Origin of the sequence: Leclercia tamurae, assembly GCF_025566055.1 — a bacterium.
Taxonomy (GTDB): Bacteria; Pseudomonadota; Gammaproteobacteria; order Enterobacterales; family Enterobacteriaceae; genus Enterobacter; species Enterobacter tamurae.
In genome coordinates this window covers 150,779-167,204 of record NZ_JAMHKS010000070.1, presented here as the reverse complement: position 1 = coordinate 167,204, position 16,426 = coordinate 150,779, and the positions used below count along the sequence as shown (strand labels likewise).

Here is a 16,426-nt window from a genome sequence, read left to right as displayed (position 1 = left end):
CTTTTTTGTGATTGAACTCGTAAAAACGAAAGAAGCGAAAGTGAAAGGAAGGTTGCGAAAGAACAAAAGGCAAAAAAAAAGCATGGCCGGAGCCATGCTAAAGGAGGTTTACTGCAAACTCAGGTCACAGGTGCCGGGTTAAACACCGCCAGCTGGTTATGTAATCCCCATTGATCGGAGAAAGTTTTCTTCCGGCCGCTGGCCACGTCGAGAATAAAGTGGAACAGCTTCCAGCCCACATCCTCAATGCTCTCTTCGCCGGTGGCGATGGTGCCCGCGTTGATATCCATCAGGTCGAACCATCGGTTCGCCAGCTCAGTGCGGGTCGCCATTTTAATGACGGGTACCGCCATCAAACCGTACGGGGTACCGCGCCCGGTGGTGAATACCTGGACGGTGATCCCGGAGGCCACCTGCTGGGTACCGCAAACGAAATCGCTGGCTGGCGTGGCGGCATAGATCAGGCCGCGTTTGGTTGGACGCTGGCCCGGGGAGAGCACCTCGACGATGGCGCTCTGGCCCGATTTGGCGATAGAGCCAAGGGCTTTTTCCACCACGTTCGCCAGGCCGCCTTTCTTGTTGCCCGGAGACGGGTTGGCGCTGCGGTCGGTTTTGCCCATGTCGAGATAGTTATCGTACCAGGCCATCTCTTCCAGCAGGCGTTTGCCCACCTCTTCGTTGATGGCGCGCGGCGTGAGGAGGTGGATGGCATCGCGGACTTCGGTGACTTCGGAGAACATCACCGTGGCGCCGCAGCGCACCAGCAGATCTGAGGCATAGCCTACCGCCGGGTTGGCGGTCACACCGGAGAAGGCGTCGCTGCCGCCGCACTGCATCCCCACCACCAGCTCTGAGGCCGGGCAGGTTTCACGCTTGCGCTGGTTCAGCTTCACCAGATGGCGTTCGGCGACCTGCAGAATATCATCCACCATGGAACGGAAACCGACGTGCTGCTCATCCTGCAGACGCACGATGCTGGCGCTATCGACAGGAATGGCTTGGGTATCTTCGGTGCCCTGCAGCAGTTTTTCTGGCACCAGTTTTTCGCAGCCGAGGCCAACGACCATTACTTCGCCGCCAAAGTTCGGGTTCAACGCAATATTGTGGATGGTACGGATCGGCACGATGGCCGCTGGGGCGTTGATCGCCACGCCGCAGCCGTACAGGTGGTTCAGACCTACCACGCCGTCGACGTTCGGGTATTTTGGCAGCAGGTCACGCTCGATGATTTTCACCACGAAATCGACCACCCCTGCCACGCAGTGGACGCTGGTGCTGATGCCGAGCAGGTTTTTGGTGCCGACGCTGCCGTCCGGATTGCGGAAGCCTTCGAAGGTATAGCCTTCCAGAGCTGGCATTGGCTCCGGTACGCGGGTCGCCAGCGGTAGGGTGTTCAGCGGCGGTGCTTCCGGCAGGGCCACCAGCGATTCATCAATCCAGCTACCCTGCGGGATCGCCCGTACGGCATAGCCGATGACTTCGCCGTAACGCACAATTTCGCCCTGCGCCGGGATATCGACCAGCGCCACTTTATGACCCTGAGGAATGTGCTCGATCAGTTCGAGCCCGTCCGGGAAACGCGTTCCAGCTTTTAATCCCTGATCGTTAACAATAATCGCCACATTATCGGTGTCGTGCACCTTAATATAAAACGCGCCCGGCGACGTTTGTCGAATTTCGATGTCGGCCATTGTCCAGTATTCTCCAGCGAGTGGGGGATAATTAATTGGTCAAAGAGTACCTGTATTTTCTTGTTATCGGAAATAAAGACTCTGCTCAGTGGAATAAAGAATGTCAGGCGCGGACAATTAAAAACGTGATGGCGATCACTCATTTTTGACGTTAGCCTGCGCATAAGGGAGGCAATCGCCAAATATGTGCATCAGCGCCCAGGGAGTTGTGCATATGCTCAAAATAATATTCAAAACACCTTCCATAATTAAGCAATGCAACAATGCGCGATACCGGGATGGTTGATTATACTCATTAACGATTTCATGGTATCGGATTAATTATCCGTATTGACCTGCCATTACTGAAATAATCAGGAATGCCTCTTTCTTAAATAATAAAAATAATTTCGCTGATGTACCAGAGGAAATAAAAATGTTGCTGGATACTACTGTTGAAACAAAAAAGGGTGCTCCTACCCGCTATTTAATATTGCTCATTATATTTATTGTTACCGCGGTCAATTACGCTGACCGCGCCACGCTCTCTATTGCCGGAACGGAAGTTGCTAAAGAGCTGCAGTTAAGCGCCGTGTCGATGGGCTACATCTTCTCCGCCTTCGGCTGGGCCTACCTGCTGATGCAGATCCCCGGCGGCTGGCTGCTGGACAAGTTCGGCTCGAAAAAAGTTTATACGTACAGCCTGTTCTTCTGGTCGCTGTTCACCTTCCTGCAGGGCTTTGTCGATCTCTTCCCGCTGGCGTGGGCCGGCATCTCGATGTTCTTTATGCGCTTTATGCTCGGCTTCTCCGAAGCGCCGTCCTTCCCGGCCAACGCCCGAATCGTGGCGGCCTGGTTCCCGACCAAAGAGCGCGGTACGGCCTCGGCCATTTTTAACTCGGCACAATATTTCTCGCTGGCGCTGTTCTCCCCGCTGCTCGGCTGGCTGACCTTCGCCTGGGGCTGGGAACATGTCTTTACCGTAATGGGTGTTATCGGCTTCGTGCTGACTGGCCTGTGGGTGAAGCTGATTCATAACCCAACCGACCACCCACGCATGTCTGCCGACGAGCTGCAGTTCATTAAGGACGGCGGGGCGGTAGTTGACATGGACCATAAAAAACCAGGCGACAAAGCGGCCAGCGGTCCGAAGCTGCATTACATCAAACAGTTATTGTCCAACCGCATGATGCTGGGTGTGTTTTTCGGGCAATACTTTATCAACACCATCACCTGGTTCTTCCTCACCTGGTTCCCGATTTATCTGGTGCAGGAGAAGGGGATGTCGATTCTGAAGGTGGGACTGGTGGCGTCGATTCCGGCACTGTGCGGTTTTGCCGGTGGCGTGCTGGGCGGGGTGTTCTCGGATCATCTGATTAAAAAAGGGAAGTCGATTACCCTGGCGCGTAAGCTGCCGATTGTGTTGGGTATGCTGCTGGCCTCCACCATTATTCTGTGCAACTACACCAACAACACCGCGCTGGTGGTGGCCCTGATGGCGCTGGCCTTCTTCGGTAAAGGGTTTGGTGCTCTGGGCTGGCCGGTGATTTCCGATACCGCACCGAAAGAGATTGTCGGTCTGTGCGGGGGTGTGTTTAACGTCTTTGGCAACGTAGCGTCAATCGTCACTCCGCTGGTGATTGGCTATCTGGTCAGTGAACTGCATTCGTTCAACGCGGCACTGGTATTTGTCGGCTGTTCCGCGCTGATGGCGATGTTCTGCTACCTGTTCGTAGTGGGTGACATCAAACGTATGGAATTGCAGAAATAAGCAAAGGTATAAGCGATGAGTAACGATATTTTCCCGAACAAATTTAAAGCGGCCCTCGCGGCACATCAGATTCAGATCGGATGCTGGTCCGCGCTGGCAAGCCCCATCAGCACCGAAGTGCTGGGACTGGCAGGGTTTGACTGGCTGGTACTGGACGGTGAACATGCGCCGAACGACGTCACCACCTTTATCCCGCAGCTGATGGCGCTGAAAGGCAGTTCCAGCGCGGCAGTGGTGCGAGTCCCGACCAATGAGCCGGTGATCATCAAGCGCCTGCTGGATATCGGCTTCTACAACTTCCTGATCCCGTTTGTGGAAAACGTCGAAGAGGCGGTTCAGGCGGTGGCCTCCACCCGCTATCCGCCAGAAGGTATCCGCGGCGTGTCCGTCTCCCATCGCGCCAACATGTTTGGCACCGTACCGGACTACCTGGTTCAATCGAACAAGAACATCACCATCCTGGTGCAGATCGAGAGTCAGCAGGGCGTGGATAACGTCGATGCCATCGCCGCCACTGACGGCGTGGACGGCATCTTCGTCGGCCCAAGCGACCTGGCGGCGGCCTTCGGCCACCTCGGCAACGCGAATCACCCGGAAGTGCAGCGCGCTATTCAGCACATCTTCGCCCGCGCCAAAGTCCACGGTAAGCCGTGCGGCATCCTGGCCCCGGTTGAGGCTGATGCACGCCGTTACCTGGAGTGGGGCGCGACCTTTGTTGCCGTTGGCAGCGACCTCGGCGTGTTCCGTTCCGCCACGCAGAAATTAGCCGATTCCTTTAAAAAATAACCACCCCTGAGAGAGAGAAACGTTATGACACTGAAAGTTGGTTTTATTGGCCTGGGTATCATGGGTAAACCAATGAGTAAAAACCTCATCAAAGCAGGTTACTCACTGGTGGTTGCAGACCGTAACCCGGAAGCCATTGCCGAAGTGATTGCCGCAGGCGCAGAAACCGCCGCCACGGCAAAGGCGATTGCCGAGCAGTGCGATGTGATCATCACCATGCTGCCAAACTCCCCGCACGTGAAAGAGGTGGTGCTGGGCGAAGGCGGCATTATTGAAGGGGCCAAACCGGGCACCGTGGTGATCGACATGAGCTCCATCGCCCCGCTGGCAAGTCGCGAAATCAGCGAAGCGTTAAAAGCGAAAGGCGTGGAGATGCTGGATGCGCCGGTGAGCGGCGGCGAGCCGAAAGCCATCGACGGCACCCTGTCAGTAATGGTGGGCGGCGACAAGGCGATTTTCGACAAATATTACGACCTGCTGAAAGCGATGGCCGGCTCCGTGGTGCACACCGGTGAAATCGGTGCGGGTAACGTCACCAAGCTGGCAAACCAGGTGATTGTGGCCCTCAATATCGCCGCGATGTCCGAAGCCCTGACCCTGGCGACCAAAGCGGGCGTAAACCCGGATCTGGTCTATCAGGCAATTCGTGGCGGCCTGGCGGGCAGCACCGTGCTGGATGCTAAAGCGCCAATGGTAATGGACCGTAACTTTAAGCCGGGCTTCCGTATCGACCTGCACATCAAGGATCTGGCCAACGCCCTCGATACCTCCCACGGCGTGGGTGCCCAGCTGCCGCTGACCGCGGCGGTAATGGAGATGATGCAGGCGCTGCGTGCCGATGGTCATGGCAACGACGACCACAGCGCCATTGCCTGCTATTACGAAAAACTGGCGAAAGTCGAAGTCTCTCGCTAACAAAGACGGGCGCGGGAACGCGCCCGCTATTTTTGCCTTAAGCGGTAACAGGCTATAACTATGAAAATCGTAATCGCCCCTGACTCTTACAAAGAAAGCCTGTCTGCCACCGAGGTAGCGCGGGCGATAGAAAAAGGCTTTCGGGAGATCTTTCCCGATGCAGAGTATGTTTCTGTTCCCGTGGCGGATGGCGGGGAAGGAACGGTTGAAGCGATGATTGCCGCCACTAACGGCACGATGCAGCACGCGGTGGTGACAGGACCACTGGGCGAAAGCGTTAACGCCTGCTGGGGGATCTCCGGCGATGGCGTGACGGCGTTTATTGAGATGGCCGCGGCAAGCGGACTGGTCCTGGTGCCTCCGGCCCAGCGCAACCCATTGATTACCACCTCCCGCGGCACGGGGGAGCTGATCCTCGCGGCACTCGATAAAGGCGCGCGCAATATCATTATCGGGATTGGCGGCAGCGCCACCAACGACGGCGGAGCGGGCATGGTGCAGGCGCTGGGCGCAAAACTGACCGACGCCAACGGCACCGAGATTGGCCACGGCGGCGGCAGCCTGATGGCGCTGAACAACATTGATATTTCGGCCCTCGATCCGCGCCTCAAAAACTGCGCGATCCGGGTGGCCTGTGACGTGAGCAATCCGCTGATTGGCGACCAGGGTGCATCCCGCATCTTCGGGCCGCAGAAAGGGGCCACGGAAACCAACATCGTCGAACTCGACAATAATCTTTCCCACTATGCAGATGTGATTAATACCGCGCTGCGTATTGATGTCAAAAATGTGCCCGGTGCAGGCGCGGCAGGCGGCATGGGCGCAGCGCTGATGGCGTTCCTCGGTGCGGAGCTGAAAAGCGGCATTGAGATTGTCACCCAGGCGCTGAATCTCGAAGAGCATATTCACGACTGCACCTGGGTGGTGACCGGTGAAGGGCGTCTGGACAGTCAGAGTATTCACGGCAAGGTGCCGGTGGGCGTGGCGCGCGTGGCCAGCAAGTATCATAAACCGGTAATCGGTATCGCTGGCAGCCTGACCAACGATGTCGGCATTGTGCACCAGTACGGCATCGACGCGGTGTTCAGCGTCCTGACCAGCATCAGCACCCTTGAAGAGGCGTTTCGCGGCGCGTTTGACAATATTTATCGCGCCTCGCGCAATATTGCCGCCACTCTGCGGGTCGGGATGCTCACCGAAGGGTGACAGCGGGGCGCAAACCCTCTATACTGCGCGCCGAAGCTGACCAGACAGTCGCCGCTTCGTCGTCGTCCCTTTCGGGGGAGACGGGCGGAGGGGAGGAAAGTCCGGGCTCCATAGGGCAGGGTGCCAGGTAACGCCTGGGGGGGAAACCCACGACCAGTGCAACAGAGAGCAAACCGCCGATGGCCCACGCAAGTGGGATCAGGTAAGGGTGAAAGGGTGCGGTAAGAGCGCACCGCGCGGCTGGTAACAGTCCGTGGCACGGTAAACTCCACCCGGAGCAAGGCCAAATAGGGGTTCGCATGGTACGGCCCGTACTGAACCCGGGTAGGCTGCTTGAGCCAGTGAGCGATTGCTGGCCTAGATGAATGACTGTTCAACGACAGAACCCGGCTTATCGGTCAGCTTCACCTCTTTAAACAAAAACCCCGCTTCGGCGGGGTTTTTGCTTTCTGCATCCCCCGTAAGCTCTTACCTGCACACGTCTTTATATACTTCATCACAGATCCTCATCCGTAATTGAAAAATACTTCAGGGGTGCTTCCCTGACAGATAATTAAGGATCGTGAGATGAAAAAGATTTTCCGTATCGCGCCGAGGTCCGCTCGCAAATCGCCCAGGCCATGAGCGAGTAAGTCATTAATGGTTTGCCGGGGAGGCGTAGGCCAACCCGGCAATACCGACTCAGACTGGCAAATCAATCAGCAGCGCCCGCAGCGGCGTATCAGCCACCAGGGTGATATTCGCCTCATCGCGGATAAACGCCCCGTCCCCGCAGGTCAGCGCTTCCCGCTCTTCGGCCGGGGTTAACGCATGCACCGTACCATGAATGGACTGCAGATAGGCGCGCGGACCGTGGAGCTGAAAACTCAGGCGCTCCCCTTTATCTAGCTCGATATGGTGCAGCCACACCTGCTGACGTAACTGCAGACTGCCTGTGCTGCCGTCCGGCGAGGCCAGCAGCTGCTGTTTACTCTCCTGCAGATCGATCTTTTGCAGCGGCGGGTTTTCCCGCTCAGGGCAGGCATCCAGCCACAGCTGGATCCGCGTCAGCGTCTTATCTTTGCTGAGATTATGCTCGCTATAGCTAATGCCTGGCTGGGTGGCTATCAGCAATGCTTCCCCGGCTTTCGCCTGGACATGGTTGCCCTCGCTGTCGCGATACTCTGCTTCGCCTTCAAGAATCAGATTCAGGATATCCACTTTCGGATAGGTACGCGGCTGGAACGAGGCCCCGGGGGCGAGTACTTCCTGATTCAGTACACGCAAAGAGGCATAGCCCAGCAGTTTCGGGTCAAAGTAGTGTCCAAAGGAAAAGGTGTAGCGAGCCTGCAGCCAACCGAAATCGGCTTGTCCGCACTGTTTGGCTGTTCTTGTCGTAATCATAAACTTGACCTCTCTTTACACTAAAACAATGGTAAAGGTATGGACGCTGCATTGTTAGCCAGATATTCTGCCCGGTATGTTCAAATTTCCTGAATGAGAACGCCATGGCTAAAGAGAGAGCATTGACCCTTGAAGCACTGCGGGTGATGGACGCGATCGATCGACGCGGTAGCTTCGCCGCCGCAGCAGATGAACTGGGGCGCGTGCCATCAGCCCTGAGCTACACCATGCAGAAGCTGGAAGAAGAGCTGGATGTGGTGCTGTTTGACCGCTCCGGTCATCGAACAAAATTCACTAACGTTGGGCGGATGCTGCTGGAGCGCGGCCGCGTGCTGCTGGAAGCGGCAGATAAACTGACCACCGACGCCGAAGCGCTGGCCCGCGGCTGGGAAACACACCTGACGCTGGTCACCGAGGCCCTGGTGCCTACTACTGCGCTCTACCCGCTGGTGGATCGCCTGGCGGATAAAGCCAACACCCAGCTGTCGATTATTACCGAGGTGCTTGCCGGCGCGTGGGAGCGTCTGGAGCAGGGCCGGGCTGATATTGTGATCGCCCCGGACATGCACTTCCGCTCCTCGTCCGAAATCAACTCCCGCAAGCTCTATAAAGTGTTGAATGTCTACGTTGCCGCTCCGGATCATCCGATCCATCAGGAGCCGGAACCGCTGTCGGAAGTGACCCGCGTGAAGTACCGCGGCGTGGCGGTGGCGGATACTGCCCGCGAGCGCCCGGTGTTAACCGTCCAGCTGCTGGATAAGCAGCCGCGTCTCACCGTCAGTACGCTGGAAGATAAACGTCAGGCGCTGCTGGCCGGGCTGGGCGTAGCGACCATGCCGTATCCGTTTGTGGAAAAAGATATTGCCGAAGGGCGGCTGCGGGTAGTGAGCCCGGAGTACACCAGTGAAGTGGATATCATTATGGCGTGGCGTCGTGACAGCATGGGCGAAGCCAAATCCTGGTGTCTGCGCGAGATCCAGAAGCTGTTTACCCAGAAGTAATCTGTTGGCCCGGCAAGCGCAGCGCCGCCGGGCAACGTCTTAACCGTTCAGCAGTGGATCCGGCCCAAACCGGTTTTCACCGACCGTGCCGCGCTGGCAGTTGAAGATCAGAATAATTATCCAGCCGATCACCGGGATCAGTACCAGCAGCAGCCACCATGCCGACCTGTCGGTATCGTGCAGTCGGCGAAACAGTACCGCCCACCCCGGCAGAAACACCAGCAGGCCATATACCGTGGTGAGAATGCCTTCCCCGCCAGCCCGCTCCCAGCCCAGCATTTTGTCGATCAGTCCCAGCACGCAGATCAAAATGAAGTTCACCAGAATAAACATCCAGTATTCTTTGCGCCGGGCGCGCCCTTTAAACCCAATATAATTTCGCAGTACTTTGAGATACCAGTCCATTTTTTACGCCTCAGTAGCAATTAATCGCTTGTTTTCTAAGGGATCAAATAAAGCATAGACGGGAATAAAAGAGGGGTAAAGGGCGCCAGCGAGGCGCCCCCTGAGGCTTAGTCGAAGCGAGCGTCGCGGCCGTGCGGTTCAGTCAGATCCTGCCACGGGCCAACGGAGATAATGCCCGTCGGATTGATGGTTTTATGGCTGCGGTAATAGTGGTTACGGATGTGGTCAAAGTCCACCGTCTCCGCAATCCCTGGCATCTGATAGATGTCGCGCAGGAAACCGTACAAATTGAGGTAATCGCTGATCCGGCGTTTGTCGCACTTAAAGTGGGTCACGTAAACCGGGTCAAAGCGAACCAGGGTGGTCCACAGTCGGATATCAGCTTCGGTCAGCTGGTTGCCGGTCAGATAGCGGTGCTGGCCCAGGATCTGCTCCAGGCGTTCCAGCGAGGCAAAGACGTTGTTCACGGCTTCGTCATAGGCTTCCTGGCTGGTGGCAAACCCGGCCTTATAGACGCCGTTATTGACGTTGTCGTAGATCCAGCTATTCAGGTCATCAATTTTTTCGCGCAGCGCTGGCGGATAGTAGTCGCCCGCCCGGGCGCCGTGGGCATCAAACGCGGTATTAAACATGCGGATGATTTCCGCCGATTCATTGCTGACAATGGTCTGATTTTTCTTGTCCCACAGGACCGGAACGGTGACCCGGCCGGTGTAGTGCGGATCGGCGCGCAGGTAGAGCTGGTAGAGAAAATCGTGGTGATAGAGTGAATCGCCGGTGGCCGCCGGGAAATCGCTGCCGAAAGTCCAGCCATTCTCCAGCATCAACGGATGCACCACCGAGACGGGGATCAGCGAATCCAGCCCCTTCAGGGCGCGGACGATCAGCGTGCGGTGCGCCCACGGGCAGGCAAGCGAGACATAAAGGTGGTAACGATCTTTCTCTGCTGCAAAGCCACCTTCGCCGCTCGGGCCAGGTGCGCCGTCGGCGGTGAGCCAGTTACGGAAGGCCGACACGGAGCGCTTAAAGCGTCCGCCAGTGGATTTGGTGTCATACCAGGTATCCTGCCAGACGCCGTCTACGAGTTGTCCCATCTTTTCCTCCTTAGATAGCAAAAGCGAGGAGATATCTCCTCGCTTTTTGATTCAGTATAGTCTGCTTACCACTTCTTATTCAGAACGCGGTCGATGCTGTATGCACCCGGGCCGGTGATGGCCAGCAGCAGGAAGCCGCCTGCGATGGTCAGGTTTTTCATGAACATCAGCGAGTTCACGCCTTCCGCAAAGTTGCTGTGGAACAGGAATGCGGTCAGCAGAGTGAAGCCTGCGGTGAACAGCGCCGTGGTGCGGGTCAGGAAACCGAACAGAATCGCCAGGCCACCACCAAACTCAAGCAGAATGGTCAGCGGCAGCAGGAACCCCGGGACGCCCATCGCTTCCATGTACTGCTGCGTACCGGCGTAACCACCGATTTTGCCCCAGCCTGCGGTAATAAACAGGATTGGCATCAGGATACGCGCAACCAGTACACCAACATCTTCTAATTTTTTCATCTTACTCTCCAGGGAACCATTCAGGCTGTAAACACTATTTTGTTTGCGAAATCGGGCGGATGCCGCGGTCTCGCTGTCGATGGAGAGAATCATAAACGGGGTGAATGGCGATTGTTAGCAAGGAAAACTGTCAATCTTCTTCAAAGATATTGAGTAAGGCGAGGCGGCACAAAAAAGTAAAGCGCCAGAAGGCGCTTTACCGGGTGAGGCAGAGGGTAACGTCAGCGTGCGTCGTATTTGCGTAACTGCTGCTGATTAAGGGTCGATTTAACCAGCCTCCAGGCGCTCCAGATACCGAAACCGCGGCGTGCCCAGCGGATCAGCCTGTTCGGATGGCGGACTGCCCGCACCGCCAGAATGCTGCTCCCCACCAGCGCCCAGGCGCGGAGGTTGAGAAGGGCATTCCAGCCACGATCGTAAGCGTGAGTCACCTCCAGCCAGTCACGGCTGCTTGCTGACAGATCCAGCCGTTGTTGCTGGATCTGGCTCAGCAAAAATGCCTTTTCTCGCTCACGTTCTGCAGCGCTTCTGCTCACTTTTTCTCATCCTCCAGCAATGACCGATCGTTGGCCAGTTCCTTACGGGTATGATGTAGCAGGGTCGAGTGACGCACTTTGCGCATCGTCCAGATCCCTCCTATCAGGGCGGCAAGCAGCAGTACCACAGTTGTGCCAATCATGACATTCAGGCGGTACTGCGGATCGACTGCCCAGATAATCAATACCATCAGGCTCATCAGGCCAAAGGCGGCGAAGAGCATGGTCAACCCCAACATCAGTAGCAGCTGGAAGAGGTTTGCTTTCTCTTCTTCCAGTTCAACCACTGCCAGACGGATGCGCGTCTCTGCGATGCCGACGAGAGTGGTTAAAATCCGCTGTCCGATACCGAGGACGTTTTTTGCGGGCCCTTGTGGTTGACGTGAATCTTCCATAATTAACGTCGCGTCAGGAGCATGCCGATGACGACGCCAACCGCAGCACCGATACCTACCCCGGCCCACGGATTTTCGCGTACGTACTCATCGGCGCGCGCAGCAGCTTCACGGGTCTGTTTCGCCAGCACATCGCTGGTTTCGCCCAGACGATAGCGGCTCTCATGCAGGGCCTGCTCCGCTTTATTGCGCAGTTTACTCAGCTCTTCTTTCGACTTACTGCTCGAGGAGCTCAGCACCTCTTCCAGGGTATCCGCCAGGGACTTCAGTTCAGCGCGTAAATGGTCTGACGTAGTATCTTTTGACATGATTCTCTCCTGTTAAGATGTCCATTAAATCAGTAATCGCGAGACTCCAGCGCTTTCAGCTCGTTCTCCGCTTCCAGCAGTTTATGCTCACGTTTAGCAATCTTATCCGCATCGCCTTTCTCTTTAGCCTCCACCAGATCCTGGCGGCGCTCAGCAATCTCCTCTTTCTGATCGGCAATCTTGCGCTGATGATCGGCACGCAGCTTGCTGTCTGAACAGTTAGCTTTAACTTCGCTAAGGGCCTTCTGCAGCCCGTTGATTCGATTCTGATTGTTATGCTTTTCAGCGTAGCTGATCTCGCGTTGAATGTCCTTTTCCTTCTCCTGACACAGGGAAGACGCGAACGATGCTGCACTTAAAGAAAAAAGGGCGAGGCCCAGGGCGATGCGGTAATTCATTATGAAAACCTTCCATTGTTTGTCGACATAACCTACCGGAATGTCGGTTTCCAGAGTTGAGCGGAGTACGAGTGGGAGGTGCTCCGCGTACTTAAGCATAGTAAGTAAACGGTGATATCACCAAAGTGAGTGAAAAGATTCAGAATAGTGGAAATTTAGCCCAGCAGACGCGAGGTATCACGCAGACGCGTCAGCCAGACCACCGCCTGATTATTATCATCCTGTTGCGCAATGATATACCCGTGCGGCAGGCTGCGGTCGAGCACCTTCTTCGCTGCGGCACTCTGCACGCTGGAGTCGAAGGTGATCAGCAGCACGTCGTTCTGCGGCGTAATGCTTTTAAACTGAATGCCGTTCGCATCCAGATGATGCCAGACGGAGAAGCCATCAGGCATACTGACGCCCTGATTGACAGAGCGGATAGCCAGCGTCGATTCCTGCTTTTGTAGCGCTGCCCAGGCCAGCAGCAGGGCGCTGAACATCATCAGCGCAACCATGGCGTAAGAGAGACGGCGCAGAGTCGGGGTTGAATTGCTCATCACCTTAACCCTGACTTCCGTGTTTTTTCTTCCACAAGACCACCAGCGAGCCCACCAGGCCAAACACCAGCAGCACAACAGGCAGCAGCATCAGGCAGGACATCAGCTGGTCTTCGTACTTCAGGAACACCGGGGTCTTGCCGAGCAGGTAGCCGAGGGTGGTCAGGATCAGCACCCACAGCAGGCCGCTCATCCAGTTAAAGAACTGAAAACGTGCGCTGCTGAGGCCGGAGAGCCCGGCAATCGTTGGCAGCAGGGTACGAACAAAAGCGATAAAGCGACCCACCAGCAGCGCGGAAAGCCCGTGCTTATGGAACAGGTGATGCGCTCGCTGGTGATAGTGTGCCGGGAGATGGGAAAGCCAGTTTTGCACGATGCGCGTATTGCCAAGCCATCGCCCCTGGATATAGCTCAGCCAGCAGCCGAGGCTGGCGGCAATGGTCAGCAGCAGTACGGTTTGTGGGAATTGCATTGCCCCTTTAGCGCAGAGCACGCCCACCAGCACCAGCAGGCTATCGCCGGGCAGGAAAGCGGCAGGCAGCAGACCGTTTTCGAGAAACAGGATCATAAACAGGACAAAATAGAGCATGCCAATCATGGAAGGATTGGCCAGCGTTTCGAAATCCTGAGCCCATAAGGCATTCAGTAGTTGGGTCAAAAGTTCCATTCAGTGTTCCTGAAAATCGGTTAACGGCACACCTGTCAACCGGGTCAAACAGCACGGCGACATTTTTTATAATTTCATTATGGTCGCTCGCGGACACAATGTGTGGCCAGAACTGTTCCCTGTTAAGTGGCAAAGTAAGCAAGCACTAACTAACAAGCTAAACGGCTAAATGCATCTAATTGTAACAAAGCCTGAAGGGATCCGTCACAGTATTTGCATCATTCCGGTATTGATTTTGGCTTAACCCAGGCAGGGGACGCGAGGTCTTTTACAAACGCTGACACTCTAAAGGTTTGCTTACCCACCTCAGCGGGAAGGCGCAGCGAAGCGCCTGCTCATGGAAAAAGGAAACTATTTTGCCTGACTGACGGCGGTATCAAGGTGAACCACCGGGTTTTCTGCAAAAAGATAGCGGTCGGCGTTGAATTCGAAGTCGTCACTGGTTTCATTGAACAGCATCTGTTTGGTGTTCTCAAGATGCTGCCACATCGCCAGTTTCGCCGCGTTCGGATCTTTACGAATCAGGGCCTTGAGGATCTGGTCATGGTCGTCGCACCAGTTATCCACGGAACGGGAGTCGATGTGATCGTGCAGTTTTTTCCAGTACGGGTTATGAACGCGCTGAGTCCACATTTTTTCCACGATTGCTGCCAGGGCGGTATTTTGCGTGGCGAGGGCGACCTGGACGTGAAACTGCAGATCCCACTCGGAGTCGCGGAAACATTTTTCTTTACGCGCGTTATCCTGGATTTCCATCAGCTTCATGATGTCCTGCTTGGTCACCTGAGTCGCGGCGAACTCTGCAATATTGCTTTCGATAAGCTGACGAGCCTGGAGCAGCTCAAAGGGGCCGTAGTTGGCAAATTCGAGATTCTCGTCCGGTACCGGGGAGTGTTTTGCCTGGCTGGAGATGACATGAATGCCCGACCCTTTACGCACTTCAACATAGCCTTCCACTTCCAGCATGATGATGGCTTCACGAACCACGGTGCGGCTTACGCTCTTTTCATCAGCGATAAAACGCTCGGCAGGTAATTTGTCTCCCACCAGATAAACGCCTTGCTCGATGCGAGCTTTCAGCTCAGCAGCAAGTTGCTGATAAAGGCGACGGGGTTCGTTGATTTCCATATGCGCTCCAGGCAGGGTATGGCTAATGATTTGTTATACCACTTTTACCCGTTTGTCTCCAGATTCCACCCGTAAAAAAGCCGCTCGTGAGCGGCCTTTCTCGGGTTCTGTAGGCCGGGTAAGCGCAGCGCTACCCGGCATTACACTAACTCTGTGTTGCCGGCCTTCCCACCGACTCTTGCAGCAGCTCCTCTGCGGACTTGCTTTTCAGCACCGTCCAGATAAGCACCGCACCCAACAGGTCGAAGATAGCCAGGACCGCGAACAGCGGGCTGAAGCCGATGGTGTCAGCCAGCGCACCGACCACCAGAGCAAACATGGTGCTGGCAGTCCAGGCCGCCATCCCGGTCAGGCCGTTGGCGGTCGCCACTTCGTTACGCCCAAAGACGTCAGAAGAGAGGGTAATCAGCGCACCGGACAGTGACTGGTGAGCAAAACCACCGATACACAGCAGGCCGATAGCCACGTACGGGCTGGTGAACAGGCCGATCATCCCTGGACCAATCATCAGCAGTGCGCCCATGGTCACCACCATTTTACGGGAGACAATCAGATTCACACCAAACCAGCGCTGGAACAGCGGTGGCAGATAGCCGCCGACGATACAGCCCAGGTCAGCAAACAGCATCGGCATCCAGGCGAACATGGCGATCTCTTTCAGGTTAAAGCCGTAGACTTTAAACATGAACAGCGGGATCCAGGCGTTGAACGTACCCCATGCTGGTTCTGCCAGGAAACGTGGCAGGGCGATACCCCAGAACTGACGAGTGCCGAGGATCTGCATGACAGTCATTTTCTTGCCGTTGTTGGTCTGGTGCTGTGACTCCTGACCGCCGATGATGTAGTCACGCTCTTCGTCAGACAGCTTCTTCTGATCGCGCGGGTGTTTGTAGAAGATCAGCCAGGCCATTGCCCAGGCAAAGCTCAGCACGCCGGAGATGATGAATGCCAGCTGCCAGCTGTGCATCACGATAGCCCACACTACCAGCGGCGGTGCGATCATCGCGCCAATAGACGAACCGACGTTGAAGTAGCCCACCGCGATAGAACGCTCTTTCGCCGGGAACCACTCGGAGGCCGCTTTCAGACCCGCAGGGATCATCGCCGCTTCTGCCGCACCTACTGCACCACGGGCCAGCGCCAGGCCGCCCCAGCTGCCTGCCAGCGCGGTTGCGCCGCAGAAGATAGCCCATGTGACGGCAAAGACCGCGTAGCCAACTTTCGTTCCCAGGATATCCAGCACATAGCCGGCTACCGGCTGCATGATGGTATAAGCCGCGGAGTAGGCCGCGATAATATAAGAATATTGTTGCGTGGAGATGTGCAGCTCTTCCATCAGCGTCGGCGCAGCCGCCGCTATGGTGTTACGTGTCAGGTAGCCCAGCACGGTGCCGAGCGTCACCAGTGCGATCATGTACCAACGTAACCCTTTAATTTTACGCATGTAAAACCTCATCGTTATGTTATTGCCGCACCGGAGTACGGGCATCTCTACGCCAGGCGTGAGATGTTTATCAACGGGAGGGCGTTACCGGGATGGCTCCCGGAACGACCCGAACCTTGCCATAAGTAAACGTGCATAAGTCGGTATCCTTACCGCTGAGTCCGATGCCTGTGGCACCGGTAACGCATTCCGTCGGCTTATAATTTGCGACGGCGAGAAGATAACTTGTCATACAACTTTAAAAGGTGAGTGACATCACAAAAGTGTCAATCTTTGTAAGGACAATGTCTGCGTGCCGTCAGGCCAGAGCTGGCGCGGTGTT

18 protein-coding genes and 1 other RNA gene are annotated in these 16,426 nt (G+C 56.0%); 6 read left to right on the top strand and 13 right to left on the bottom strand.

What is annotated here, in order from left to right:
• Positions 1–119: 119 nt before the first annotated feature.
• Positions 120–1,691 carry a galactarate dehydratase gene (garD, locus tag M8318_RS08580; RefSeq protein WP_262661980.1) on the bottom strand — a complete coding sequence of 524 codons (1,572 nt, stop codon included), beginning with the start codon at positions 1,689–1,691 and terminating at the stop codon, positions 120–122.
• Positions 1,692–2,106: 415 nt separating this feature from the next.
• Here garD and garP point away from each other — a divergent pair, with 415 nt between their 5' ends.
• The 5 genes from garP (at position 2,107) to rnpB (ending at position 6,758) form a co-directional block, all read left to right on the top strand.
• Positions 2,107–3,441, top strand: coding sequence for a galactarate/glucarate/glycerate transporter GarP (garP, locus tag M8318_RS08575; protein WP_262661979.1), 1,335 nt, complete (start codon positions 2,107–2,109; stop codon positions 3,439–3,441).
• Positions 3,442–3,456: 15 nt separating this feature from the next.
• The gene (gene garL, locus M8318_RS08570) at positions 3,457–4,227 is read left to right on the top strand and encodes a 2-dehydro-3-deoxyglucarate aldolase (RefSeq protein WP_166184175.1); all 771 of its coding nucleotides are present in this window, start codon (positions 3,457–3,459) and stop codon (positions 4,225–4,227) included.
• Between the two features lie 24 nt (positions 4,228–4,251).
• Complete coding sequence (gene garR / locus M8318_RS08565) at positions 4,252–5,142, top strand: 2-hydroxy-3-oxopropionate reductase (RefSeq protein ID WP_262661977.1); 891 nt, start codon at positions 4,252–4,254, stop codon at positions 5,140–5,142.
• Positions 5,143–5,202: 60 nt separating this feature from the next.
• Positions 5,203–6,348, top strand: a complete 1,146-nt coding sequence (garK, locus tag M8318_RS08560) for a glycerate 2-kinase (RefSeq protein ID WP_262661975.1) — start codon at positions 5,203–5,205, stop codon at positions 6,346–6,348.
• A gap of 32 nt (positions 6,349–6,380) precedes the next feature.
• Positions 6,381–6,758, top strand: an RNA gene (rnpB, locus tag M8318_RS08555) — RNase P RNA component class A.
• 271 nt (positions 6,759–7,029) lie between these two features.
• On the opposite strand, the gene M8318_RS08550 is transcribed toward rnpB, so the two are convergent.
• Positions 7,030–7,731 carry a pirin family protein gene (locus M8318_RS08550; protein WP_262661974.1) on the bottom strand — a complete coding sequence of 234 codons (702 nt, stop codon included), beginning with the start codon at positions 7,729–7,731 and terminating at the stop codon, positions 7,030–7,032.
• A 104-nt stretch (positions 7,732–7,835) separates the two neighbouring features.
• Here M8318_RS08550 and M8318_RS08545 point away from each other — a divergent pair, with 104 nt between their 5' ends.
• Positions 7,836–8,732 (top strand): LysR family transcriptional regulator, encoded by an 897-nt coding sequence (locus M8318_RS08545; protein WP_106994774.1) that lies wholly within the window; start codon positions 7,836–7,838, stop codon positions 8,730–8,732.
• A gap of 39 nt (positions 8,733–8,771) precedes the next feature.
• On the opposite strand, the gene M8318_RS08540 is transcribed toward M8318_RS08545, so the two are convergent.
• The 11 genes from M8318_RS08540 to M8318_RS08490 form a co-directional block, all read right to left on the bottom strand.
• A complete protein-coding gene (locus M8318_RS08540; protein ID WP_106994773.1) occupies positions 8,772–9,137 on the bottom strand; it encodes a DUF805 domain-containing protein in 366 nt (121 codons plus the stop codon).
• Positions 9,138–9,244: 107 nt separating this feature from the next.
• Positions 9,245–10,231 carry a glutathione S-transferase family protein gene (locus M8318_RS08535; RefSeq protein WP_106994772.1) on the bottom strand — a complete coding sequence of 329 codons (987 nt, stop codon included), beginning with the start codon at positions 10,229–10,231 and terminating at the stop codon, positions 9,245–9,247.
• Positions 10,232–10,296: 65 nt separating this feature from the next.
• Positions 10,297–10,689: a DoxX family protein gene (locus tag M8318_RS08530; protein ID WP_181247303.1), complete on the bottom strand. Its 393-nt coding sequence runs from the start codon at positions 10,687–10,689 to the stop codon at positions 10,297–10,299.
• A 221-nt stretch (positions 10,690–10,910) separates the two neighbouring features.
• Positions 10,911–11,225, bottom strand: a complete 315-nt coding sequence (locus M8318_RS08525) for a YqjK-like family protein (protein WP_262661972.1) — start codon at positions 11,223–11,225, stop codon at positions 10,911–10,913.
• Positions 11,222–11,620 carry a phage holin family protein gene (locus tag M8318_RS08520; RefSeq protein WP_032614329.1) on the bottom strand — a complete coding sequence of 133 codons (399 nt, stop codon included), beginning with the start codon at positions 11,618–11,620 and terminating at the stop codon, positions 11,222–11,224. Before M8318_RS08520 ends, M8318_RS08525 begins: the two co-directional genes overlap by 4 nt.
• A 2-nt stretch (positions 11,621–11,622) precedes the next feature.
• Positions 11,623–11,928 carry a DUF883 family protein gene (locus tag M8318_RS08515; RefSeq protein WP_032614327.1) on the bottom strand — a complete coding sequence of 102 codons (306 nt, stop codon included), beginning with the start codon at positions 11,926–11,928 and terminating at the stop codon, positions 11,623–11,625.
• Positions 11,929–11,957: 29 nt separating this feature from the next.
• Positions 11,958–12,326, bottom strand: a complete 369-nt coding sequence (locus M8318_RS08510; protein WP_106994769.1) for a DUF1090 domain-containing protein — start codon at positions 12,324–12,326, stop codon at positions 11,958–11,960.
• Positions 12,327–12,481: 155 nt separating this feature from the next.
• On the bottom strand, positions 12,482–12,865 hold the full coding sequence (gene mzrA / locus M8318_RS08505; protein WP_262661970.1) for an EnvZ/OmpR regulon moderator MzrA: 384 nt from the start codon (positions 12,863–12,865) through the stop codon (positions 12,482–12,484).
• Between the two features lie 4 nt (positions 12,866–12,869).
• Positions 12,870–13,532, bottom strand: a complete 663-nt coding sequence (yqjA, locus tag M8318_RS08500) for a DedA family general envelope maintenance protein YqjA (protein WP_106994767.1) — start codon at positions 13,530–13,532, stop codon at positions 12,870–12,872.
• Between the two features lie 351 nt (positions 13,533–13,883).
• Positions 13,884–14,660 (bottom strand): transcriptional regulator ExuR, encoded by a 777-nt coding sequence (gene exuR / locus M8318_RS08495; protein ID WP_106994766.1) that lies wholly within the window; start codon positions 14,658–14,660, stop codon positions 13,884–13,886.
• 145 nt (positions 14,661–14,805) lie between these two features.
• Complete coding sequence (locus tag M8318_RS08490) at positions 14,806–16,104, bottom strand: MFS transporter (RefSeq protein ID WP_262661967.1); 1,299 nt, start codon at positions 16,102–16,104, stop codon at positions 14,806–14,808.
• Between the last annotated feature and the right edge of the window lie 322 nt (positions 16,105–16,426).